At 61.9% G+C, this 23,062-nt stretch carries 24 protein-coding genes and 1 pseudogene; 14 read left to right on the forward strand and 11 right to left on the reverse strand.

The annotated features are described in order from the left end of the window. The 5 genes from HB780_RS27620 (at position 1) to HB780_RS27640 (ending at position 4,809) form a co-directional block, all read left to right on the forward strand. The gene (locus tag HB780_RS27620; RefSeq protein ID WP_183690928.1) at positions 1-372 is read left to right on the forward strand and encodes a YraN family protein; all 372 of its coding nucleotides are present in this window, start codon (positions 1-3) and stop codon (positions 370-372) included. 104 nt (positions 373-476) lie between these two features. Continuing rightward, positions 477-1,472 (forward strand): exonuclease/endonuclease/phosphatase family protein, encoded by a 996-nt coding sequence (locus tag HB780_RS27625; RefSeq protein WP_183690930.1) that lies wholly within the window; start codon positions 477-479, stop codon positions 1,470-1,472. Positions 1,473-1,568: 96 nt separating this feature from the next. Next, entirely contained in the window at positions 1,569-2,072 is a 504-nt protein-coding gene (locus HB780_RS27630) for a cupin domain-containing protein (protein ID WP_183690932.1), read from the forward strand. A 72-nt stretch (positions 2,073-2,144) separates the two neighbouring features. Further along, positions 2,145-3,092 (forward strand): glutathione synthase, encoded by a 948-nt coding sequence (gshB, locus tag HB780_RS27635; RefSeq protein WP_183690934.1) that lies wholly within the window; start codon positions 2,145-2,147, stop codon positions 3,090-3,092. A gap of 184 nt (positions 3,093-3,276) precedes the next feature. Next, positions 3,277-4,809: a YifB family Mg chelatase-like AAA ATPase gene (locus HB780_RS27640; RefSeq protein ID WP_183690936.1), complete on the forward strand. Its 1,533-nt coding sequence runs from the start codon at positions 3,277-3,279 to the stop codon at positions 4,807-4,809. Positions 4,810-4,879: 70 nt separating this feature from the next. Here HB780_RS27640 and cysK read toward each other — a convergent pair whose 3' ends face one another. After that, a complete protein-coding gene (cysK, locus tag HB780_RS27645; protein WP_183690938.1) occupies positions 4,880-5,848 on the reverse strand; it encodes a cysteine synthase A in 969 nt (322 codons plus the stop codon). A gap of 363 nt (positions 5,849-6,211) precedes the next feature. Here cysK and HB780_RS27650 point away from each other — a divergent pair, with 363 nt between their 5' ends. From HB780_RS27650 to HB780_RS27660, 3 genes are read left to right on the forward strand one after another with little or no spacing between them, the layout of a single operon-like run. Then, a complete protein-coding gene (locus HB780_RS27650) occupies positions 6,212-6,769 on the forward strand; it encodes a cysteine hydrolase family protein (RefSeq protein WP_183690940.1) in 558 nt (185 codons plus the stop codon). Between the two features lie 24 nt (positions 6,770-6,793). Further along, on the forward strand, positions 6,794-7,426 hold the full coding sequence (locus HB780_RS27655; protein WP_183690942.1) for a LysE family translocator: 633 nt from the start codon (positions 6,794-6,796) through the stop codon (positions 7,424-7,426). Beyond that, entirely contained in the window at positions 7,426-8,061 is a 636-nt protein-coding gene (locus tag HB780_RS27660; RefSeq protein ID WP_183690944.1) for a hypothetical protein, read from the forward strand. The genes HB780_RS27655 and HB780_RS27660 overlap by 1 nt, the downstream gene beginning before the upstream one ends. A gap of 2 nt (positions 8,062-8,063) precedes the next feature. Here HB780_RS27660 and HB780_RS27665 read toward each other — a convergent pair whose 3' ends face one another. After that, positions 8,064-8,366: an NIPSNAP family protein gene (locus HB780_RS27665; RefSeq protein ID WP_183690946.1), complete on the reverse strand. Its 303-nt coding sequence runs from the start codon at positions 8,364-8,366 to the stop codon at positions 8,064-8,066. Further along, complete coding sequence (locus HB780_RS27670) at positions 8,363-9,277, reverse strand: DMT family transporter (RefSeq protein WP_183690948.1); 915 nt, start codon at positions 9,275-9,277, stop codon at positions 8,363-8,365. The genes HB780_RS27665 and HB780_RS27670 overlap by 4 nt, the downstream gene beginning before the upstream one ends. Positions 9,278-9,385: 108 nt before the next feature. Here HB780_RS27670 and HB780_RS27675 point away from each other — a divergent pair, with 108 nt between their 5' ends. Continuing rightward, the gene (locus HB780_RS27675; RefSeq protein WP_183690950.1) at positions 9,386-9,850 is read left to right on the forward strand and encodes an Lrp/AsnC family transcriptional regulator; all 465 of its coding nucleotides are present in this window, start codon (positions 9,386-9,388) and stop codon (positions 9,848-9,850) included. Here the strand turns inward: HB780_RS27675 and HB780_RS27680 are convergent. Beyond that, positions 9,847-10,739: pseudogene (locus tag HB780_RS27680) on the reverse strand (GNAT family N-acetyltransferase). The gene HB780_RS27675 and the pseudogene HB780_RS27680 sit on opposite strands and share 4 nt — an antisense overlap. After that, a complete protein-coding gene (gene dut, locus HB780_RS27685) occupies positions 10,739-11,209 on the reverse strand; it encodes a dUTP diphosphatase (RefSeq protein ID WP_183690952.1) in 471 nt (156 codons plus the stop codon). Before dut ends, HB780_RS27680 begins: the two are co-directional and overlap by 1 nt. Before the next feature lie 90 nt (positions 11,210-11,299). On the opposite strand from dut, the gene HB780_RS27690 reads away from it, so the two are divergent. Further along, positions 11,300-12,883 carry a peptide chain release factor 3 gene (locus HB780_RS27690; RefSeq protein ID WP_183690954.1) on the forward strand — a complete coding sequence of 528 codons (1,584 nt, stop codon included), beginning with the start codon at positions 11,300-11,302 and terminating at the stop codon, positions 12,881-12,883. Positions 12,884-12,916: 33 nt separating this feature from the next. On the opposite strand, the gene HB780_RS27695 is transcribed toward HB780_RS27690, so the two are convergent. Then, positions 12,917-13,795 (reverse strand): aldo/keto reductase family oxidoreductase, encoded by an 879-nt coding sequence (locus tag HB780_RS27695; protein ID WP_183690956.1) that lies wholly within the window; start codon positions 13,793-13,795, stop codon positions 12,917-12,919. A 96-nt stretch (positions 13,796-13,891) separates the two neighbouring features. Between HB780_RS27695 and HB780_RS27700 the strand changes: the two genes are divergently transcribed. Continuing rightward, positions 13,892-14,842 carry a LysR family transcriptional regulator gene (locus HB780_RS27700; RefSeq protein ID WP_183690958.1) on the forward strand — a complete coding sequence of 317 codons (951 nt, stop codon included), beginning with the start codon at positions 13,892-13,894 and terminating at the stop codon, positions 14,840-14,842. Continuing rightward, the gene (tsaA, locus tag HB780_RS27705; protein ID WP_183690960.1) at positions 14,826-15,356 is read left to right on the forward strand and encodes a tRNA (N6-threonylcarbamoyladenosine(37)-N6)-methyltransferase TrmO; all 531 of its coding nucleotides are present in this window, start codon (positions 14,826-14,828) and stop codon (positions 15,354-15,356) included. Before HB780_RS27700 ends, tsaA begins: the two co-directional genes overlap by 17 nt. Here tsaA and HB780_RS27710 read toward each other — a convergent pair. Together HB780_RS27710 and betC are read right to left on the reverse strand one after the other, a co-directional pair. Then, the gene (locus HB780_RS27710) at positions 15,353-15,562 is read right to left on the reverse strand and encodes a TOBE domain-containing protein (protein ID WP_183690962.1); all 210 of its coding nucleotides are present in this window, start codon (positions 15,560-15,562) and stop codon (positions 15,353-15,355) included. The genes tsaA and HB780_RS27710 overlap by 4 nt on opposite strands. Positions 15,563-15,627: 65 nt before the next feature. Next, entirely contained in the window at positions 15,628-17,142 is a 1,515-nt protein-coding gene (gene betC / locus HB780_RS27715; protein ID WP_183690964.1) for a choline-sulfatase, read from the reverse strand. A 134-nt stretch (positions 17,143-17,276) separates the two neighbouring features. Between betC and HB780_RS27720 the strand changes: the two genes are divergently transcribed. After that, complete coding sequence (locus HB780_RS27720; protein WP_183690966.1) at positions 17,277-18,188, forward strand: choline sulfate utilization transcriptional regulator; 912 nt, start codon at positions 17,277-17,279, stop codon at positions 18,186-18,188. Here the strand turns inward: HB780_RS27720 and otsA are convergent. Both otsA and otsB read right to left on the reverse strand, forming a co-directional pair. Then, entirely contained in the window at positions 18,157-19,572 is a 1,416-nt protein-coding gene (gene otsA / locus HB780_RS27725; RefSeq protein ID WP_183690968.1) for an alpha,alpha-trehalose-phosphate synthase (UDP-forming), read from the reverse strand. The two genes, HB780_RS27720 and otsA, sit on opposite strands and share 32 nt — an antisense overlap. A gap of 46 nt (positions 19,573-19,618) precedes the next feature. After that, entirely contained in the window at positions 19,619-20,413 is a 795-nt protein-coding gene (gene otsB / locus HB780_RS27730) for a trehalose-phosphatase (protein WP_183690970.1), read from the reverse strand. A 621-nt stretch (positions 20,414-21,034) separates the two neighbouring features. Between otsB and HB780_RS27735 the strand changes: the two genes are divergently transcribed. Next, the gene (locus HB780_RS27735; RefSeq protein ID WP_183690972.1) at positions 21,035-21,850 is read left to right on the forward strand and encodes a class II glutamine amidotransferase; all 816 of its coding nucleotides are present in this window, start codon (positions 21,035-21,037) and stop codon (positions 21,848-21,850) included. Here the strand turns inward: HB780_RS27735 and coaBC are convergent. Continuing rightward, entirely contained in the window at positions 21,837-23,048 is a 1,212-nt protein-coding gene (gene coaBC, locus HB780_RS27740) for a bifunctional phosphopantothenoylcysteine decarboxylase/phosphopantothenate--cysteine ligase CoaBC (RefSeq protein ID WP_183690975.1), read from the reverse strand. The genes HB780_RS27735 and coaBC overlap by 14 nt on opposite strands. Positions 23,049-23,062: the final 14 nt, after the last annotated feature.

Raw genomic sequence — 23,062 nt, forward strand, 5'->3', positions numbered from 1 at the left:
ATGAGCGGTGAGACCGGCGGAAAGCTGAAGCGGCAAAAGGCATGGCGACGTGGCCATATCTCCGAATATCTCGCCGCTGCATTCTTACGGCTCAAAGGCTACCGCATCCTCGCCATCCGCCACCGTACCAAGCTTGGCGAGATCGACATCATCGCCCGCAAGGGCGATCTCGCCGTCTTCGTCGAGGTCAAGGCCCGGCGTGGCGAGCAGGAGGCGATCGACGCCGTCTCCTTTTCCGCGCAAAAGCGCATCCGCGCCGCAAGCGACCTCTGGCTTGCCCGCCAGTCGGATTTCGCTCTGTTATCGCAACGCTACGATATCGTCGCCATCCTGCCCGGCTGCTGGCCCCGGCATTTTAAAGATGCTTTCTAACTCGGCCATCATGGAGCCGTCATAAAACGCGCCTATTGCCGGACGATCCGCGCCCGTGCTGCTCCAAGGCATAGGCGCTCTATCCCATCTCGACAGGTCTCGTCATGATCCGCAGCACCGTTTCCGCCTTCACCGTTCCCTCGCAGGAGGAGCGTGAAAACTTCATTGCGCTGGAAAAGACCCCCGCCATCCACGCCGCGACACTGGCGTCGCTTGCCTGCATGAACACGGTGCGCGTCGGCGGCGCGGCTGGCCAGGGACGGCCGCTTGCTTTCCCCTTCACCGTGGCTGCCTGGAATCTGGAGCGCTGCCTTTTCCCGATCGAATCCGCCGCCAAGCTGGAGGCGACCAATGCGCCACTGGTGCTGCTCTCGGAGATGGATGAAGGCATGGCACGCACTGGGCAGGGCGACCCCACGGCTACCATCGCCGGCGAACTGGGCATGAATTACGCCTATGGCGTCGAATTCCTCGAACTCAGTCTCGGCTCCGAGATCGAGCGTTCCTTCTGCAAGGACGATGTCAACGAGAACGGCTTTCATGGCAACGCGCTGATGGCCTCGACCGCGCTGAAAGACGTCTTCCTGTTCCGCCTGCCGGGCGAGGCCGTCTGGTTCAAGGACAGCAACGAGCAACCGCGCGTCGGCGAGCGCTGCGCCATTGGCGCTGTCGTCGAGACCGAAGCCGGTCCTTTCGTTGCCGTTTCCGTGCATCTCGAAAGTGTCGCCACTGTCGCCTATCGTGAGCGCCAGATGGCGGCGCTGATCACCGCCGTCGAGGCCTACGCCCCCGGCCTGCCGATCCTGATCGGCGGCGATCTCAATACCGGCAATCATACCGGCGGCGATTTCAGGACGGATACTCTTTTCGCCATGGCAGAGCAGCGCAGTTTCGAATGCCATGGCGGCCCTCTCGATCAGACGACCACGCGCCCGAGCCTCATCACCCGCTTTCCGGAGCGCACCATGAAGCTCGACTGGTTCTTGAGCCGTGGCCTGAAGATCGGCGATAGCCATCTCGTCTCTTCGCTCAACTCGGACGGCAAGCCGCTCTCCGATCACGATATGATCGTCTGCACCATCGAAGGTTTTGCGGCCTAAGTCTCGCAACCGTTAAAATGCGCCGGTTTTCCTGAACCACGCCGTTACCTCTTTCATGCCATGAAGACTGAGACGCGCATGGAATTGGGGGATTGCATGGTTTTGAAATTGATGTTGGCGAGCATGGCGGCCTTTGCCACCCGCGCTGCCCCGCTTGTCGCGGCATTGCCGCAGTCGAAAAACTTCGTCGCCGGTGCCGCCGGCGAGATGGACATGAAGCCTTCGCCGATCGAGCCGTCCTGGGTCGTGGCCGGCGCGCCTGTCGCCCGCCTTGCCGAGCACTCTCGCGGGCAGGACGACGCCGCGCTGACGGCATTGTGGGATTGCACGGCGGGTGAGTTTCACTGGCATTTTGGCTGGGACGAAACGGTGATGATCCTCGAAGGCGAGGTGCACATCACCACCGAGGACGGCGTCGAACGCCTGCTTTGCGCCGGTGACGTCGCCTATTTTGCCGGGGGCACATGGGCGACATGGCGCATCGACCGCTATGTGCGCAAGGTCGCCTTCTGCCGCAAGCCTTTCCCGAAGCCGCTGACCATGGCCTATCGACTGCGCAACTTGGTGCGGCAGGGCGGCGCGCAAGGTATCGCCGCCTGATGCCTTCAATAGCCGTTGCGTTTGAACGCCGGCCGACCTAAATCTGTCGGCGAATTCGAGCGAGGGCAAATCATGGCGAAGATCAAGAATGTTGCGGTCCAGATGGACCATGTGCAGGGCATCAACATCGCGGGCGACTCGACTTTCGCCATGAGCATGGAGGCCCAGAACCGCGGCTACAAGCTCTTTCACTACACGCCCGAGCGCCTCAGCATGCGCGACGGCACGGTCTATGCCTCCGTCGAGCCGATGATCCTGCGCGACGTCAAGGGTGACCATTTCGAACTCGGCGAAGCCGAGCGCGTCGATCTCTCGACCATGGATGTCGTGCTGCTGCGCCAGGATCCGCCGTTCGACATGGCATACATCACCTCGACGCATCTGCTCGAGCGTATCCATCCGAAGACGCTCGTCGTCAACGATCCGGCCTGGGTGCGCAACTCGCCGGAAAAGATTTTCGTCACCGAATTCGCCGACCTGATGCCGAAAACGCTGATCACCCGCGATGCCGGCGAGATCCGCCGTTTCCGCGAGGAGATGGGCGACATCATCCTGAAGCCGCTTTACGGCAATGGCGGCGCTGGGGTCTTCCATTCGACCCGCGACGACCGCAACCTGTCTTCGCTGCTGGAAATGTTCGGCCAGCTCTTCCGCGAGCCCTTCATCGCCCAGCAATATCTCCCGGATGTCCGCAAGGGCGACAAGCGCATCATCCTCATTGACGGCGAGCCGGTCGGCGCCATCAATCGCGTTCCGGCCGAACATGACAGCCGTTCCAACATGCATGTCGGCGGCCGCGCCGAGGCAACGGAGCTGACGGCACGCGAACAGGAAATTTGCGCCCGCATCGGCCCATCGCTCAAGGCTCGTGGCTTCCTCCTCGTCGGCATCGATGTCATCGGCGACTATATGACCGAGATCAACGTGACATCGCCGACCGGCATCCGCGAGGTCAAGCGCTTCGGCGGCGCCGATATCGCCAACCTGTTGTGGGACGCGATCGAGGCCAAGCGCGCCTGATTTCAGGTTTCTCGTCACGCTTTGTTCTTATATTACAACTTGCTGTCGTAACATTTCGCGCGACAGTATGTTTGTTCGCTTATTGTTCTTGTTTTATTTCTTTTTCCGTGCAAGATGATGGCTTGCAACCCGCTAAGGGGATTGGGTTGCTAGCGTAAAAAGCTTGCGGCACAGAGGATAGAGCATGGTGGCGCGCGTCAGCACAGTGGCGTTTCAGGGCATTGAGGGCGTTCCCGTCGAAGTGCAGGTGATGATCGCGCCCGGCAAGGTGCAGATGCACATCGTCGGCCTGCCGGACAAGGCCGTGGCAGAAAGTCGCGAGCGTGTGCAGGCCGCACTCCACGCTTCCGGTCTGGCACTGCCGCCTAAGAAGGTGACGGTCAATCTCGCGCCCGCAGATCTGCCGAAAGAGGGCAGTCACTTCGATCTTCCGATCGCGCTCGGGCTGATGGCGGCGCTGGGCGCCATTCCCGCGGATGCGCTGTCCGCCTATGCCGTCCTCGGCGAACTCAATCTCGACGGCACGATCGCACCCGTCGCCGGTGCGCTACCGGCTGCGATCGCCGCCAATGCCATGGGCAAGGGCCTGATCTGCCCGGCCGAAAGTGGTCCCGAAGCCGCCTGGGCCGGCGCCGAGATCGATATCCTTGCCCCGCGCAGCCTGATCGCACTTGCCAATCATTTTCGCGGCACCCAGGTCTTGTCGCGCCCCGAGCCCGCCATCCGCGCCGCGCCCGCCAATTTCCCCGATCTTGCCGATATCAAAGGGCAGGAGAGCGCCAAGCGGGCGCTGGAGGTGGCAGCGGCCGGTGGGCATAATCTGCTTTTTGTCGGGCCGCCCGGCTCCGGCAAGTCGATGCTGGCCTCGCGCCTGCCGTCGATATTGCCGCCATTGTCGACGGCGGAGCTGCTCGAAGTATCGATGATCCATTCGGTCGCCGGTCAGCTTTCCGGCGGCAAGCTCTCCGATCGCCGGCCCTATCGCACGCCGCATCATTCCGCCACTATGGCCGCATTGGTCGGCGGCGGCCACCGCGCCAGGCCTGGCGAAGCCTCGCTTGCCCATCACGGCGTTCTCTTCCTCGACGAGCTTCCGGAGTTTTCGCCGCAGGCGCTGGATGCGCTACGCCAGCCATTGGAAACGGGCGAATGCATCATCGCCCGCGCCAATCATCGCGTTTCCTATCCCGCCAACATCCAGCTTATCGCGGCGATGAACCCCTGCCGCTGTGGCATGGCCGGCGAGCCGGGCCACACCTGCGCCCGAGGCCCGCGTTGCGTCTCCGATTATCAGGGCCGGATTTCCGGGCCGCTGCTCGACCGTATCGATATCCGCATCGACGTGCCTGCCGTCTCGGCCGCCGATCTCATCCGGCCGGCAACGGCGGAAAAGAGCGCCGATGTCGCCCTGCGCGTCGCCCGCGCCCGCGAACGGCAGCGCGAACGCTTCGAGGCGGCCGGCTTGAAGGGTATTTCCACCAACGCCGGCTGCTCGACATCGATGATCGAGATCATCGCCGAGCCGGACGCGGCCGGCCTGCAATTGCTGCGCGACGCAGCCGAGAAGATGAAGTTTTCCGCCCGCGGCTATCATCGCGTGCTGAAAGTGGCGCGCACGCTCGCCGATCTCGACGACAAGCAAATGGTCGGACGCATCCATCTCGCCGAGGCTATTTCCTACCGCATCGCCGGCGAACGCCTGACGGCGGCAGCGTGAACGCGAAAGGCTGAAACGACAAAGGGCGCCGCAGCGCCCTTTGGGTATTTGATGATTGAGGCAGACTGCCTTAGCCGCCCAGCCCCTCGAACAGCACCGTCGAAAGATAACGTTCTGCAAAGGACGGGATGATGACGACGATGGTCTTACCTTCGTTTTCCGGGCGCTGGCCGACCTTGATCGCAGCCGTCAGCGCAGCACCGGAGGAGATGCCGACCGGCACGCCTTCGAGCTTGGCGACGAGACGGGCCTGCTGGAAGGCTTCGTCGTTGGTGACGGTGACGACTTCATCATAGACATGCGTATCGAGGATCTTCGGGGCGAAGCCGGCGCCGATGCCCTGGATCTTGTGCGGGCCGGGATTGCCGCCGGACAGAACCGGTGAATCGGCCGGCTCGACGGCGATGACCTTGATGTCGGGATTGCGGGCCTTCAGCACCTGGCCGACGCCGGTGATCGTGCCGCCGGTGCCGATGCCGGAGACGAAGATGTCGACCTTGCCGTTGGTGTCGTTCCAGATTTCCTCGGCCGTCGTCTTGCGATGGATTTCCGGGTTGGCCGGGTTTTCGAACTGCTGCGGAATGACGGCGTCCGGCAGGGTCGAGGCCAGTTCCTCGGCCTTGGCGATCGCGCCCTTCATGCCCTTCGCCCCTTCGGTCAGCACCAGTTCGGCGCCGAGCAGCGCCAGCATCTTGCGGCGCTCGATCGACATGGTTTCCGGCATGGTGAGGATCAGCTTGTAACCCTTGGCGGCGGCGGCGAAGGCGAGCGCAATGCCGGTATTGCCGGAAGTCGGCTCGATCAGCACGCTCCTGCCGGGGGTAATCTTGCCCTGGGCTTCCAGGCTCTCGATCATGGCGACGCCGATACGATCCTTGACCGAGCCGATCGGGTTGAAGAATTCGAGCTTTGCCAAGAGGTTGGCCTTGACGCCCTTCTCCTTGGCCAGCTTGTCGAGACGCACGAGCGGCGTGTCGCCGATGGTCTCGGTGATCGAGGCATAGACGCGGCCGCGGCCTGGTTTGCGGGTGTCGGACATGGGTAACTCTCCCTTTATTGGAATTGTGAAGGCACAATAGGATCAAACGGCGGCGGAAACCAGAGTGATCCCACCCTGGGCTCCGGCGCCACTTGGGAAATGATTCTCCCAAATGGCATCATTGGGGAAGGTTTTTTTAGGCTGCGCGGGCGGCCCTGAGAGCTGCCGTGCCGGCAATGAAAAGCGCGCCGCTATGGATGAGCAAGGCTGCCAGCGTCATGGTGATCTTCCTCCGAAGGTATGTGGTTGCTCTATCGCAGCATTTCGGCCTTTTCAAGCGGTTGTGCCGGCGGTGCGAATACACTACCAAAGGCTTAACCGCCTGCCGAACCACGTTGTCGAAACCATGCTGCAAAGGCCGCCATGTCCTCCGCATTGCTCCTGATCGACCTTCAGAACGCTATTTTGACCGGCCTTGGCACGCCAGAACGCCAGCCGGCGATTGATGCTGCCCTTGAGACGGTCGTCTCCAAGCTCGCGGCATTGAAGCGGGAGGCTCGCACCGCCGGCATTCCCTCCTTCATCATCCAGCATGACGGCCATGGCGCCCATCGGCTGGCGAAGCGCGGCGAGGGCTGGCAGTTGCGTCGGGAAATCGCGCCGGAGGCGGGCGATGTCGTGGTCCATAAGGCGAGTAGCGATTCCTTCTTCGACACCGATCTTGAGGCGCGCCTGCGCGCCCGTGGTATCACCCATCTCGTTGTCGGTGGCTGCATGACGCAATTTTGCGTCGATACCACGGCCCGGCGTGCCGTCTCGCTCGGCTTCGACGTGACGCTGATTAGCGACGGCCATACGACCGCCGATATGGGCAAGCTGTCGTTCGAGGCGATTGTCTCCCATCACAATATGCTGCTTGACGGCTTCGACGCCGGGACGCATGAAATCAAGCTTGTTCCGACAGCCCAAATCGCCTTCTGACAAGATCCCCAGCCGGAGGCCCCGATGCCGCATCTGACCAGCATGATTGCCTTTTCCCTGATCGCTCTTGGCATGGTGCTGACGCCGGGGCCGAACATGATCTATCTGGTGTCGCGATCGATCTCGCAGGGGCCGGCGGCCGGGCTGATCTCGCTTGGCGGTGTCGCCTGCGGCTTCGTTTTCTACATGTTGTCCGCAGCGCTGGGCATCACCGCCTTCGTCTTCGCCGTACCCTTCGCCTATGACGCGTTGCGTCTTGCAGGCGCTGTCTATCTCGTCTGGCTCGCCTGGAATGCGCTGAAGCCCGGCGGGCGTTCCGCCTTTCAGGTGCGCGAACTGCCGAAGGACAGCAAACGCCGGCTCTTCACCATGGGCTTGGTGACCAGCCTGTTGAACCCGAAAGTGGCAATCCTCTACCTGTCGCTTCTGCCGCAATTCATCGACCCAGCCGCCGGCAGCGTCTTCACCCAGTCTCTCGCCCTCGGTTTCACGCAGATCGTTATCAGCCTGACATTCAACGCCATATTTGCGCTGACGGCTGGCTCCATCGCGATGTTCTTCGCCCAGCGTCCGGCCTTCATGCTGATGCAGCGCTGGCTGATGGGCACGGTGCTGGCCGGCCTCGCCGTCCGCATGGCAGTCGAGGCGCAGCGGTAATGCGGACGGTTCCGCAGAAACTCGTAGTGGGGCTGCTTTGCCTCGCCTCTTTCTGCGGTTCCGCGTCGATGGCTATGGCGGCAGACGGGGCGACGCAGACGATCGTTTTCCTGCGCCACGGTGAAAAACCGGAGGCCGGTCTCGGCCAGCTCAGTTGCCAGGGGCTCAATCGCGCGCTGGCACTGCCGCCGGTGCTCACCCGCCTCTTCGGCAAGCCGGCGGCGATCTTCGCGCCCGATCCGTCGAAGCGAAAGGACGATTCCGGCGTTTCCTATGATTATGTCCGGCCGCTCGCGACCATCGAGCCGACCGCCATTGCGCTTGGCCTGCCGGTCGACACCAGCTTTGGCTATGATGATGTCGATGGCCTGAAGACGGCGCTGGAAAAGCCGGATTATAGCGGAAAGCTCGTCTTCGTCGCCTGGGAACACAAGCTGATCGTCGATCTAGCCCGCCAGATGATGACCGATAATGGCGGTGATGCCAAGGCGGTGCCGAAGTGGCACGGCAAGGATTTCGATGCTCTCTATGTCCTGCGCATCACGCGCAACGGCTCATCGCCAAGTGCCGCCTTCGAGCGGCTGACCGAAGGCCTAGATGGGCAATCGGAAAGCTGCCCTATCCCAGCGAAGTAACATCAGAAAACCGGCCGCATGAAGCTGCGCTCATAGCTTAGAATGCAGCGCGTCTCTTCCGCATAGGCAAAGGCGGCTTGGCATTCGGCATCCTCTGCCATTCTCTGTCTGTAGGTCTCATAGTCGGCGAGGCTTGGGAAGCTGAAGAGCGCCAGTGCGATATTGTTGGCGCCTTCATGCGGCAGGAAATAGCCGTGATGCGTTCCGCCCAGGCGGTTGACGAGCGGGATCCAGAGCTTGGCGTAGTGCTCGAATTCCGCAAGCTTGTAGGGATCGATCGTATAGCGGAGATAACAGGTGATCATTCGGCGGCTTCCTTTGGGAGATGACCGCTTTTAGGACGCGGCAGCGGGATCGTCCAGCCGAGGTTCATGCCTGCCGCTGCCGCCAGGATGATCACCGCGCCGACGATCTGAGCGATCCCGAGCACATGGCCGAAGGCGAAGCGGTCGACGACGATGGCGGCGATCGGATAGATGAAGGACAGCGCGCCGGTCAGATGCGTCGGCAGCTTCTGGATCGCGCCATAGAGCAACACATACATCAGGCCGGTATGGACAATGCCCATCGTCACCAGGATCGACCACCCGCCGGCACTTTGCGGCGAGGCGGAGAAATCCGTGAAGGGAGCGAGCATCAGGATGCCGGTCGAGACCTGAATCAGCGCGATCAGATGCGGCGGCGTACCCTTCAGCCATTTGGCGGCGATGGCGGCCAGCGCATAGAAGAAAGCGGCACTCAGCGAGAGCAGGATGCCGATGGCATAGCTGCCGGAGCCCGTTGTCTCCGTCGGCTTGCCCTCGACGATGACCGCCATGCCGGCAAAGGCGAGGCCCAGCCAGAAAAGCTTGGTAAACGTGATCTTCTCCCCGAGAAACAGCGCGCCGAGGCCGAGCAGCATGAAGGGCTGGGTGTTGTAGACAGTGGTGGCGATCGAGATGGAGGCATGCGAATAGGCCGAGAAAAGCAGCAGCCAATTGAGGACGATGGCGATGCCGCCGCCAACCGCAATCGCGAAGGTCCGCAGATTGAGGATGCCGGGACGCAACAGGCCCATGGCTCCGCAGATGACAAGAAGCGTGAGCGCGCCAAACAGGCAGCGCCAGAAAACCACGCCGCTGACAGACTGCCCCGATATCAGAACAAACCAGCCGATTGTCCCTGAAATCAGCATTGCCGCCGTCATTTCCACTGTACCGCGTCTTATCTCGCTCATTGCCAGGGCTCCCGTTTGCTGAGCCTGATAATATTGCTATCAGTGCGCATATGATATATTTTGAATAAAGAGTAATGGGCTATGTGCCTAATTATATGAGGCGAGGATATGGGTGTACCTAATGCGGCTATAGAGCTCGATGCGATCGACCAGCGGATGCTGGAGGCGCTGGCGCGCAATGCCCGGATTTCGCTGAAGGAGTTGGCGGAAGTGGCGGGCTTGTCCTCGCCGAGTGCCGCCGAGCGGCTGCGCCGGCTGGAGGAGCGCGGTGTCATCGCGGCGTTCACCTTGGATATCGCGCCAGAGGCGATCGGATATTTCCTGCAAGCTATCGTGCGTATCCGGCCTTTGCCCGGCCAGTTGCATGTGGTCCAGCGCCTGATTCAGGAGACGCCGGAATTCATCGAATGCGACAAGGTCACTGGCGAAGACTGTTTCATCGGCCGGCTTGTGGTCCGCTCGATGGGCGACCTCGACGGTATCCTCGACAAGATCACCGAACGCGCCGAAACGAATACGTCGATGATCAAGGCAACCCCGGTCAAACGACGGCTACCACCGCTTTCGCGCTAAAATTCCGCCATTGGCGACAGCATGATCGGCCCGTCGATATCATCGGCGGCCGCGCCGCGCATCATCAGCGAGGTATGAGCCTGATAGGATTCGGCCATACCCTGCCAGTCCAATTGGTCCGGGGGAAGCAAACCTCGATCCGCATGGAAGGAATACCGAGGGCGGACTGGATCGTGGCCAGAGAGGGAATGGCGGCGCCGACCACATCGAGAATCCGGGGAGTACGGCCATCGAATTTCCAGGCGACAACGGTGGTATACTCAACCAGTGTCAGCCGGATATCCGGATCGAAGCACGCATTCAGGTAAAACATCTCCATCTGGCCGGCCACGGCAAAGTGGTGCGAAACGGGGACGCGGCTTTGCAGCAGCGTCTTCAGGAGATCGCGGTCTCCCGCATCCTCCAGGGAGAGCGGTCTTGCGCGTGGGAACCGCCCGGTCATTTTCGGCGGTCGGCCGGCGAAGATGCGTTGCGGGACAGTCTTGAAACCGCAGTGCTCGTAAAGGACCGGCTTGTCCGTCAGCAGGATATCGAGTTCGAAGCCCTCGGCCTGGGTTCGCTCAAAGGCCCGCTGCATGAGGTCGCGGTAAAGTCCCCGCCCGCGCCACTCGGGACGGACCGCGCCGGACTGGTAACCTGCCGCCTTGACCGCACGGCCATTGATGATCATCGGCATGGAAAAGGCACTGAAATTGGCAACGCAGCAGCTATTGGCGTCGAAATAGCCGAACGGCATGCTGGACGGATCCGGGCCGCTGAATTGATCCTGTAGGCTGATGTCGATGGAGAAGGTGTCGCGCAGCAGATCGACGAGGCCGGTCCAGGCAACCGGATCGGCAAAACAATCCTGCCGGAGGGTCAGCCCGAATTGCTGCCCGAGATCTGCCATCACACGCCGGTCGAGCCGAAACCGCCGGTGCCGCGCGTGGTTTCGCTGATCTCCGCAATCTCGGCAACGCGCACCTGGGTCACCGGCGCGATCACCATCTGGGCGATGCGCATGCCGCGGGTGATTTCGAACGGTTCTTCGCCGAGGTTGATCAAAAGCACCTTCACTTCGCCGCGATAGTCGCTGTCAATCGTGCCGGGCGTGTTGAGGCAGGTGATGCCGTGCTTGAAGGCGAGACCGGAGCGTGGGCGGATCTGCGCCTCGAAACCCTCGGGGATCTCGAAGATGAAGCCTGATGGCACCAGCGCCCGTTTGCCGGGTGCGATGGTCAGCGTCGCGCTGTCCTCGACGGCCGCGCGCAGGTCCATGCCGGCAGCCCCCTTGGTCTCGTAGGCGGGCAGATCGAGGCTCTGGCCATGGGCAAGGCGGATGAGGTTCAGCGTCGGGCGCGTATCGGTGTGTATGGTCATGCGGCATTAGTTTGCGCGTGAGCGTCCAAGGTCAATTGCAATCCGGCCTCTGAAACGTTAGATACGCCGCAATTCACAGGATTCACACGCATGGCCGAAAGTCTCGCCGAGGCGGTCTCCCGCCGCCGCACATTCGCTATTATTGCCCACCCGGACGCGGGCAAGACGACGCTCACCGAAAAGCTGCTGCTGTTCGGCGGCGCCATTCAGCTTGCCGGCGAGGTCAAGGCGAAGAAGGACCGCATCCAGACGCGCTCCGACTGGATGAAGATCGAGCGTGAACGCGGTATCTCGGTCGTGACCTCGGTCATGACCTTCGAATATGAAGGCAATGTCTTCAACATTCTCGATACGCCCGGTCACGAGGACTTTGCCGACGACACCTATCGCACGCTGACGGCCGTCGACGCCGCGGTCATGGTCATCGACGCCGCCAAGGGTATCGAGCCCCGGACACTGAAGCTGTTCGAAGTCTGCCGCATGCGCGACATTCCGATCATCACCTTTATCAACAAAATGGACCGCGAAAGCCGCGATCCTTTCGAGATTCTCGATGAAGTGGAAGAGAAGCTGGCGCTGGATACGGCGCCGATCACCTGGCCGATCGGCCGGGCGAAGAGCTTCTGCGGCTCCTATCATCTGGCTGACAATACCGTTCGCGCCGCCGACACCCAAGTGGCGGCGACCCCCGTCAACGGCCCGCGAGCCGTGGCCGACAGGCTGCCGGAAAACGAACGGCAGGCCTTCATCGATGAGACGGAGCTCGCCATCGAAGCCTGCCGTCCCTTCGACCGGGCGTCCTTCTTGGAAGGTCATATGACGCCGGTTTTCTTCGGCTCGGCGCTGCGCAACTTCGGTGTCCGCGATCTCATCAACGCGCTCGGCGAATTCGCGCCGCCGCCGCGCGACCAGGTCGCCGATATCAGGACGGTTCACGCCACCGACGACAAGATGACGGCCTTCGTCTTCAAGATCCAGGCCAACATGGACCCGAACCATCGCGACCGCATCGCCTTTGCCCGCATCTGCTCCGGCAAGCTGGAGCGCGGCATGAAGGCGCGCCTGTCGCGCACCGGCAAGCAGCTTGGCCTGACCGCGCCGCAATTCTTCTTTGCCTCGCAGCGCCAGCTTGCCGACACCGCCTATGCCGGCGACGTGGTCGGCATTCCGAACCACGGGACGCTCCGTATCGGCGATACGCTGACCGAAGGCGAGTCTCTCGTCTTCCAGGGCGTGCCGAATTTCTCACCGGAAATCCTGCGTCGTGTGCGTCTTGAAGATGCGATGAAGGCGAAGAAGTTGAAGGAAGCCCTTCAGCAGATGGCGGAAGAGGGCGTTGTGCAGCTATTCTCGCCGGAAGACGGCTCGCCCGCTATCGTCGGTGTCGTCGGTGCGCTGCAGCTTGACGTCTTGAAGGAGCGGCTGATGTCCGAATACGGCCTGCCGGTCTCCTTCGAAATGTCGCGCTTCTCCGTCTGCCGCTGGATCTCGGCCGACCAGCCTGCCGACCTCGACAAGTTCCTCACCGCGCGGCGCGGCGATATCGCCCGCGACCTCGACGGCGACCCGGTCTTCCTCGCCCAGGACGGCTTCTCGCTGCGCTACGAAGCAGAACGTTACCCGGCTATCAAAATGGTTGCCATCAAGGAATATCACGCCTTCAAGGCGGCGTGATATTGGGGATCATGGAACGGGAGCTTCCGGCTCTCAGGTCGCGCTGGCCTTTGCCACGCTCTCGAGTTGCGCCAGTGCGTCGTCCGGCAGGCTGATCTCGGGCGCTTTCAGATTCTCCCGCAGATGGGCGACGGAGGAGGTGCCCGGGATGAGCAGGATGTTGGGTGCGCGGCGAAGCAACCAGGCGAGCGCGACCTGCATGGGGGTGGCACCGAGGCGTTCGGCAACGTCGGAGAGGGTCGACGACTGCAACGGGCTGAACCCGCCGAGCGGGAAGAACGGCACATAGGCAGTGCCTTCTCGTGCAAGCGCGTCGATTAGGGCGTCGTCATGGCGATGCGCCAGATTATAGAAGTTCTGCACGCAGACGATCTCGCAGATTTTACGGCCATCCGCGATTTGCGTCGGCGTGACATTGCTGAGCCCTATATGGCGTACCAATCCCTGTTGCTGCAGTTCGGCGAGCACCGTCAGAGGCGCTTCCAGCGACCCTTCGACCGGACCATACACATCGAGCATGCTGCGAAGATTGACCACATCGAGCACATCGAGACCGAGATTGCGCAGATTATCATGCACGGCCTGCGTCAGTTCTTCGCGCGACATCGCCGGGATCCACGAGCCGTCCGTTCCGCGGCGAGCGCTGATCTTGGTGACGATGACAAGATCGTCGGGATATGGGTGGAGCGCCTCGCGGATGATTTCATTGGTGACGTGCGGGCCGTAAAAGTCGCTGGTGTCGATATGGTTCACGCCGTTGGCAACGGCTTCCCGAAGGACGGCCACCGCCGCGTCGCGATCCCTGGGCGGCCCGAACACGCCAGGCCCGGCAAGCTGCATGGCGCCATAGCCGAGCCGCTTCACGGTGCGATCGCCAAGGGTGAATGTTCCGGAGTGGTCGATGCTGGACATGGGATATCTCCTTTTTAACGTCCATCCAGAAATAGGCGTTGTTGCCTTGCGTGATAATCCGGTACAATCCGCACAGGCTGTGCGGAGTGGCGAACAGTGAAGATCGATCTGCTGGACATGAGCGCATTCGTCGCCGTGGCGCGTGCCAAGGGCTTTCGCGAGGGCGCGCGCCTGAGCGGCAAAAGCCCTTCGGGCTTGAGCGAGGCGGTCCGCCGCCTTGAGGCCGAGCTTGGTGTGCGATTGCTTAATCGGACAACCCGCAGCGTCGTGCCGACCGAGGCGGGAGAGCGATTGCTGGAAAGGCTCGGCCCCGCACTGTCGGAGATGGAGGCGGCCTTCGACGTGGTCAACGGTTTCCGCGACAGGCCGGCGGGAACATTGCGGCTGAACGTGCCGATCAGCGCGGCGCGGCTTGTGCTGCCTGCCATCGTCCCGCCCTTTCTCGCCGCCTATCCCGACATCCAGCTGGAGATCATCGCCGAGGACAGCTTTGTCGATGTCCTCGCAGCCGGCTGCGATGCCGGCATCCGCTATGACGAGCGGCTGGAGCAGGACATGATCGCCATACCGATCGGGCCTCGCACCCAGCGCTTCGCCACCGCCGCTTCACCTTCGTACCTTGACCTTCATGGCAGGCCGGAGCATCCGAGCGAGCTGATCAATCACGCCTGTCTTCGTGGTCGTTTCTCCAGCGGCCTGATGCCGCCCTGCGAGTTCGAGCGTGACGGCGAAGTGGTGCGGATCACGCCCACAGGCCCGCTCATCGTCAGCATTGGCGGCGCGACCGATCTTGTCGTGGACGCCGCGATCGCAGGCACCGGCATCGTCTATCTTTTCGAGGAATGGCTGCGCCCGCATCTCGACAGCGGCGCGCTCGAGCCCGTGCTCGAATCGTGGTGGCAGTCCTTCTCGGGGCCGTTTCTCTATTATCCCGGGCGGCGCCTTGTGCCCGCTCCGCTCAGGGCATTCATCGATTTCATAACCATATTGGCCAAGCCGCCGAACATTCTTGCTCCGGAAGGGGATAATCATGGTCCGCGAAAATGAGATCCGCGAAAACGAGGTGGCGGTCGAACCGCCGGCCGCGACCGATGCCGGTCTTGTCTTCATCGGCCGCATCTCGACGCCATGGACTTCCCGCATGGAGACGCCGCGTCAGGGGCGGCATGACGGACCGCTTTGCCGTATTGAGATATTCGAGCCCTGGGGGCCAGCGCTGAAGGGCGTCGAGGCTTTCGAGCGGTTGGAAATTCTCTATTGGCTGGATCGTTCACGCCGCGATCTCGTCCTGCAAAGCCCAGCCAGCAGCGGCAAGGTGCACGGCACGTTTTCGCTACGCTCGCCGGTACGGCCAAACCCGATCGGCACCTCCATCGTCAAGCTGGAAGCGGTGGAGGGGGCTGTCCTGCTCGTGCGCGGCCTCGATTGCCTCGACGGCACGCCGCTTCTGGATTTGAAGCCGGACCGGACGTTATTCAAACCGATCGCGCCGCCGCAGCCTGGTGATTTCCACACCGACGACGAGGGAACGGCGCACTATTGTCAGAAGCGTGAAACTTAATCGACGGCGACCATGACGTCCGACGCCTTGATGACGGCATAGGCGTCAGCGCCAACCGTCAGGCCCAGTTCGTCGACCGCCTCGTTGGTGATCGAGGAGGTGACGATCGAGCCGTTGCCGATGTCGATGCGGATGTGGGCGGTCGTCGCACCCTTGGTGACTTCGACGACCTTGCCCTTGAGGCGGTTGCGTGCGCTGATTTTCATGGATCTTTTCTCCCTGATGTTGGCCGGACCATATCGTCTCCGGCAAAGCCCGGCCACAGGAAACCTTACTCCCCGCGTGGAAAACGCTGGTTCTCCTCCAGCACATTCAGGTCCATATGATTGCGCATGTAGCGCTCGGAGGCCTTCTGCAGTGGCTGATAGTCCCAGGGATAATAGGCGCCGTTGCGCAGCGCCGCATAGACCACCCATCGCCGCGCCTGGCTTTCGCGCACGGCGGCGTCGAAGGTGGCCAGATTCCAGCGCTGCATCGCCTGCGCGGTCAGCCGCGCCAGGACCTCCGCATGGGCGGGATCGTCGGCGAGATTGGTCAGTTCTTTCGGATCGGCTTCGAGATTGAAGAGCATGGGCGGGTCCTTGTCGCAGAGCACCAGCTTGTAATGGCCATCGCGCAGGCCGACGAGCGGCGCTTCAGAGCCTTCCGCCGCATATTCCATCGGCACCGGTCCACGGCTTCCCGTGCCGAGGGCGAGGGGAGCCAGGTCCTCGCCATCGGTCCATTGGCGGAGCGAGCCGATATCGATGCCGGCGAGACCGGCCAGCGTCGGCGTCACGTCGAGCGTCGATACCGGCTGGTCGATGCGACGGGCTTTCCAGCTGGGTGCTGCGATCATCAGCGGTACGCGGGCCGAACCTTCGAAGAAGTTCATCTTGAACCACAGCCCGCGCTCTCCAAGCATGTCGCCATGGTCGGAGACGAACAGCACAATGGTATTGTCGGCCATGCGGCCGCGCTCCAGCGCGTCGAGGATTTCGCCGATCTTCTCGTCGACATAGGAGATGTTGGCGAAATAGCCGCGCCGCGCCCGGCGGACCTGTTCCGGCGTGATGTCGAAGGCCTCGTGATCGCTCGCTTTCATCAAGCGCTGCGAATGTTGGTCCTGTTGATCGAAGGGGATGTCGCCGACCTCGGGGTCGAGCGCCGGGCAATCCTCATAAAGATCCCAGAAGCGGCGGCGGGCGACATAGGGGTCGTGCGGATGGGTGAAGCTGACGGTCAGGCACCAGGGCCGCTCATCCTGCCCTCGCGACAGGTCGAGCAGCTTGCGGGTGGCGTGATAGGCGACCTCGTCGTCATACTCCATCTGGTTGGTGATCTCGGCGACGCCGGCGCCGGTCACCGAGCCGAGATTGTGATACCACCAGTCGATGCGCTCGCCGGGCTTGGTATAATCCGGCGTCCAGCCGAAATCGGCGGGATAGATATCCGTGGTCAGCCGTTCCTCGAAGCCGTGCATCTGGTCCGGTCCGACGAAGTGCATCTTGCCCGAAAGCGCCGTCTGATAACCGGCAGCGCGCAGATGATGGGCAAAAGTCGGGATATCAGAGGCAAATTCGGCGGCATTGTCATAGACGCGGGTGCGGCTCGGCAATTGCCCGGACATGAAGGAGGCCCGCGCCGGGGCGCAGAGTGGGCTTGCCGTGTAGCTGTTGGCGAAGCGGACGGAGCGTTCCGCCAGCGCTTTCAGCACGGGCGCATGGAGAAAATCGGCTGGGCCATCGGGAAACAGGGTTCCGTTGAACTGATCGACCATCAGGATGAGAATGTTCGGACGCGCCATGTTGGAATTCCTTGGGCGGGATGGGAGGCCGAAAGAGATACGGTTCTCTCTTACTATTTGCTGATTTTATTGAACATCAGTAGCATCGAGCCTGTAAAGCTTGCTTTTTTCGATAGATGCCAAAAGGAAATTTTATGGCTGAACGGCCGGTGGATCTCGGATGGTTGCGGATTTTTGTCGAGGTGGGCCGCGCGGGCAGCCTGTCATCGGCAGCGACGAGCCTCGGACTGACGCAGCCGGCGGTCAGCTATCAGATCCGGCGGATCGAGGAGCAGATGGGTGTCGCCCTTTTCCATCGCCAGCATCGCGGTGTCGAACTGTCGCCGGAAGGCCGCCGCCTGTTGGAGATCGCCGAAAAGGCGGTCGGTGGTGTGGATTCTCTGGTGCACAGCTTTCGCGCCGAAGCCGAACGCCCGGTGGTGCGGCTCCGGACCGATTACGCCTTTTCAGCACTCTGGCTGATCCCGCGCATGCATCGGTTTCGCTCGGCCTATCCGGAGCTGGATATTCAGATCGTCGCCACGCAGCGACACGAGCCTGGCCAATCCTATAGCAGCGATGTCGCCGTCGTTTTCGGTACGCGCCAGGAGTTTGGGCAGGAGGCAGTATTGTTGTTGCCTGAAAAGGTAGGGCCGGTCTGTACGCAAGGCTTTGTCGACAAATACGGCCCTTTCAACGATCCAGGTCATCTGGTGCGGGCAACGCTCATACATCTGGACACGGAAGCGCCATCGCCCTGGTTCGACTGGAAGAGTTATTTCGCCGAACTTGGCATCATTAGGGACACCTATGCCGGCCATGGTGATCTGCGGTTCAACACCTATTCTCTGGTGGTGCAGGCGGCGATCGGCGAGCAGGGGCTGGCGCTCGGCTGGATGGGCCTGGTGGATCAGTTGCTGGCTGGGCGCATGTTGGTAACCGCCGGTCCGATGCTGGAGACACCGGATCGTGGCTACTGGCTTCTGCCGCCGAAGTCGCCGGGCATGCATACTGCCCGGCTAACGGACTGGCTGGTCACGGAACTAGCCGCAATGTCACCTGATTGACCGGCGGTGCAATCTCTTCCGTCAGGTCCTTCAGAAAATCGTTGCACCAGCGCACGACATCATATTCCAGCAGATGATCCATCATGCTCTGCCAGCGCCGCTGCCGCTCCTCCAGCGGCATGGTGAGCCCCCGCGCTATGGCGTTGGCGGTTCCCTCGATGTCGTAGGGATTGACGAGCAGCGCGCCTTTCAGCTCGCGGGCGGCGCCTGCGAAACGTGATAGCACCAGCACGCCAGGATCGTCCGGGTCCTGTGCGGCCACGTACTCCTTGGCAACCAGGTTCATGCCGTCGCGCAGCGGCGTCACCAGGCCGATCTTGCCCAGCCGATAGAGGCCGGCCAGCACCGGGCGGCTGATCGAGCGGTTGATATAGCGGATTGGCACCCAGTCGACCGTGCCGATCGCGCCGTTGACCCGACCGGCTTGTTCCGCGACGGCCTGTTGCATCGCTTCGTATTCCGGCACCTCGGAGCGTGATTTCGGCGTGACCTGCAGATAGGTGACGCGGCGCTGATAGGCCGGATTGTCGCCGAGGAAACGCTCGAAAGCCTCAATGCGCTGGGTGATCCCCTTGGAGTAGTCGAGCCGGTCGACGCCGATGATCAGGTCGCGGCCCTCGATGCTCTGCCGGGCCTTGCGCACCATGCTGTGGCTCGCTGCCTTGCGGGCGAAGTCTGCGAAGGCGGCGGTCTCGATGCCGATCGAATAGGCCCCGCCGCGGAACGTCCGGCCATGGGCACTAAAGAGGCCGGGGCCGATTTCGTCGCCGATTTCCTCGCGCTTGAGGCAACTGGCGAAGTTTTCGAGATCGTGATCCGTCTGAAAGCCGAGAAGATCGTAGGCGGAGAGACTGCGCATGATCTCCTGGTGCACGGGCATGATGGCAAGCACATCAGCCGGCGGCCATGGAATGTGCAGGAAGAAGCCGATGCGGTTCTTCAGGCCCATCTGCCTGAGCTCGGCGGCCAGCGGAATGAGATGATAATCATGCACCCAGATGACGTCGTCCGGCTTGATCAGCGGCGCGAGGCGATGGGCAAAGAAGCGGTTGACGCGAAAATAGCCGTCCATCTCCTTGCGGCCATATTCGGCAAGATCCAGCCGGTAATGGCAGATCGGCCACAACACGCGGTTGGCGAAGCCATGGTAATATTCCTCGACATCGGTCTGGGTGAGATCGGTCAGGGCATAGGTGATGTTGCCGTGGTCGGTCATCACCAGCGGTTCCGGCTCCTTGTCACCACTGGAATTGCCGGACCAGCCCATCCAGATGCCGCCATGTTCTTCAAGTGCGGCTCGCAGGGCCACGGCCAGACCGCCGGCGGCGGTGCCTTTCTTATCTGGAACGGAGACACGATTGGAAATCACGATGAGACGGCTCACGGGCGGTCCTTTCAAATCTAATACGGCAGGGTGGCAGCAAAGCTGCCTATGCCGCGAGGGACGCGAGTATGTCTCTTAAACGCGCAGGCGAGAAAATGGATGCACGCGCCAGTGTTTTGTCGTTTGGCGGGCCGATGCGCACGGACTGGCCGCCGAGGCGGTTGGCGGCGGCGAACATGGTTTCGTCGGTGACGTCGTCACCGATCGTAAGCGGCTTCCGCCCGATAAATGGTTCTTCGCCAAGAAAGGCTTCGATAGCATGACCCTTGCCGGCGCGCGCCGGGCAGATCTCGACGACCGACTTGCCACGCTGCAGGGCCCAATCCGAGCCGGCCTCATCGAGATAGCGCTGCATCGCTTCGGCAATGTCGGCCTCACGCTCCGGCGCCTGCCGGTAGTGAACCGCGATCGCGGCGCCCTTATCCTCGACAAGCGCGCCGGGCCAGGCTTCCGCCTCCCGTGCGATCGCACTCTTCATTTCCTGAAAGGCAGGCGGGATCAACGCACGCCGCAATCGTCCCGCCGCATCGCGCCGTTCAGCACCGTGAAGGCCTGCGACCGGAAAGCGGAAAGGAGCAAACAGGGGATCGACAAAGGCAACCGAGCGACCCGTCACCAGCGCCAAAGCGCCACCGAGCTTGCGAGAGAGGGCGTGAAGCGCGAAGGGTAGGGACAGAGGAACGACAATCGCTTCCGGTGTCTCCGCAAGATCGAGCAGGGTTCCATCGATGTCGAGAAACAGTGCCCATTGATCAGGATACATTGAGAGTGCAGTAAGCGCCGGTTCGTTCGACGGCGCCGGTTTGGCTTCGCCCTGTTCGGGCTGTTCCTGGTAAGTCATACAGGGTTAGCTAAGGCGCTCTTCCCATTCGGCAAGTAAAAAAACGCCCGCGACATGGCTTATCTTGGAAAACGGCAGTCCCGAATGCCGCGATATCGGCAATCACCAGACGCAAAAAAGGGCCGCACGAAGCGACCCTTTCATGAGTTTTGGCCCGTAACTGGCCTGAAGCGTAGACCGCTTCCGGAAGGCTCTGATCAGAGCGAGGGCTGCCCCGCTACGCTCACAACCATTTCCATGCCTGATACGAGGACCGAAATCTCACTAGACATTGGATCACCTTCCTTTCGTTACGTTGATAATGATCTTAAGGTAGCTCAAATTTCATCGGATGCAAGAGGGCGGGTGGAAGAAGCATTTCACGCTTCTTTTCGCAGTGAAACGCAACGACCTCATTCGGCTTTTACGTCAGGCAAGCGCGACCTTCCGGAGAACGCCGTTCACAAAAGAAAAATGCTGCGACGCAAAAGTGTGATCGGACGACGCGTCAAATATCTGTCATCTTGATGGTCGAAGCAGTCGGAAATTAACAGTTTATTACCCATTCCGCTGAACAATCGTCCTTAGATTTGACATCGTCCCGCGAGACAGGAAGCCAGCGGGAATTGGAGCAAAAGACATATGTGTCGTTGGGCAGCCTATCGTGGAGACCCCCTCTATCTGGAGGAGCTGGTGTCTTCGCCCGCTCACTCCCTGATCGAACAATCCCATTGTGCCACGCGCGCCAAGACGGCGACCAACGGCGATGGCTTCGGCATCGCCTGGTATGGCGACCGGCCGGAACCGGGCCGCTACCGCGATATCCTTCCGGCCTGGTCCGACTGCAATCTCAAAAGCCTGGCGCGGCAGATCCGCTCGCCGCTCTTCCTCGCCCATGTCCGCGCCGCGACCGGCGGCGGCACTCGGCGCGACAATTGCCACCCCTTCGTGCATGAGAACTGGGCTTTCCAGCACAACGGCCAGATTTCCAATTTCGACCGTCTGCGCCGGCCGATGGAAGCCATGCTCGACGATCACCTGTTTCAGGCGCGCAGCGGCACCACCGATTCCGAGCTGATGTTCCTGCTGGCGCTGCAATTCGGCCTCATGTCTAACCCGGTCGCGGCAATCTCCGAGACCATCAGCTTCGTCGAGGGCCTGTCGGTCCACCTGACCGGTTCGGCGCTGGTGCGCTTCACGGCCGCCTTTTCCGATGGAAAATCGCTGCATGCGGTGCGCTACGCCACCGACCGCAAGGCACCGACGCTTTATGCCTCGCCTGTCGGGTCAGGCTATTGCCTGGTGTCCGAGCCGCTGAACGATGATGTCGATGCCTGGACGGAAATTCCGGACGGAAGCGCCGTGCTGATCGACGATATGGGTGTGCATGTCACGCCCTTCCAGCCGGAAAAGCGTACTTCTGCCGAGCCCAGGACGGCTGCTGCTATCCCTGCCTGAAGTGTTCGGCAATCAGCGCCGCCAGCCGTGCCGCCACCTCGTCCTTGTCGAGGTCTGGCCATTGCTCGACGCCATCATGGCGGACGAGTTTCACGCGGTTGCGCGTGCCACCCATGATGCCGGTGGAGGGTGAGACATCGTTGGCGACGATCATGTCGGCGCCCTTGCGCTCCAGCTTCGCCTTGGCGTTGTTCTCGACATCCTGTGTTTCGGCAGCAAAGCCGATGACGAGCTTCGGCCGCTGCGTGTGATGTCCCACGGTTTTCAGTATGTCGGGATTTTCGGTGAGCGCCAGCGTGGGAATAGATTCGCCCGGATGCTTCTTGATTTTCTGATCGGAGGCGGAAGCGACCTTCCAGTCGGCAACGGCGGCGACCATCACGGCGATATCGGCCGGAAGGGCCGAGAGCACGGCATCGCGCATCTCGTCTGCGCGCTCGACATGGACGACATGCATGCCGGTTGGATCGGGGATGGAGACGGGGCCGGAAACGAGGGTGACATCGGCGCCAAGGGCTGCGAGCGCCGAGGCGATGGCATGGCCCTGCCGGCCGGACGAGCGGTTGGCGATATAACGTACGGGGTCGATCGGCTCATGCGTCGGACCCGAGGTAACCACGGCCTTGCGGCCGGCAAGCGGCCTTGCGCCATTATCCAGCCGCATCTCGACGGCGGCGACGATCTCCAGCGGCTCGGCCATGCGGCCGGCGCCATTTTCCTTGCTCTCAGCCATTTCTCCGACCATCGGGCCGACAAAGCGAATGCCGTCGCCGCGCAATATCTCGACATTGCGCCTCGTCGCGGCATGCGCCCACATCTTCGGGTTCATCGCCGGCGCCACCAGCACGGGCCGGTCGGTTGCGAGCAGGATTGTCGAGGCAAGATCGTCTGCCAGCCCGTTTGCCATCTTCGCCAGCAGATCGGCGGTTGCCGGTGCGATCAGCACCAGGTCGCAATCCCTCGCCAGCCGGATATGGCCGATATCCTGCTCGTCCTGCCGCGAGAATAGATCGGTAAAAACATGGTCGGCCGCCAGCGCACCGACGGCAAGCGGCGTGACGAATTGCTGGGCGCCTTCGGTCATGACCGGGCGGACGCTCGCGCCGCGCTCGCGCAGCCGCCGGATGAGATCGAGGCTCTTATAGGCCGCGATACCACCGGAAATGATCAGAAGAATGCGTTTTCCCGCGAGAACCATGGCTCGAACCCGTC

Source organism: Rhizobium lusitanum (assembly GCF_014189535.1).
Lineage (GTDB): Bacteria > Pseudomonadota > Alphaproteobacteria > Rhizobiales > Rhizobiaceae > Rhizobium > Rhizobium lusitanum_C.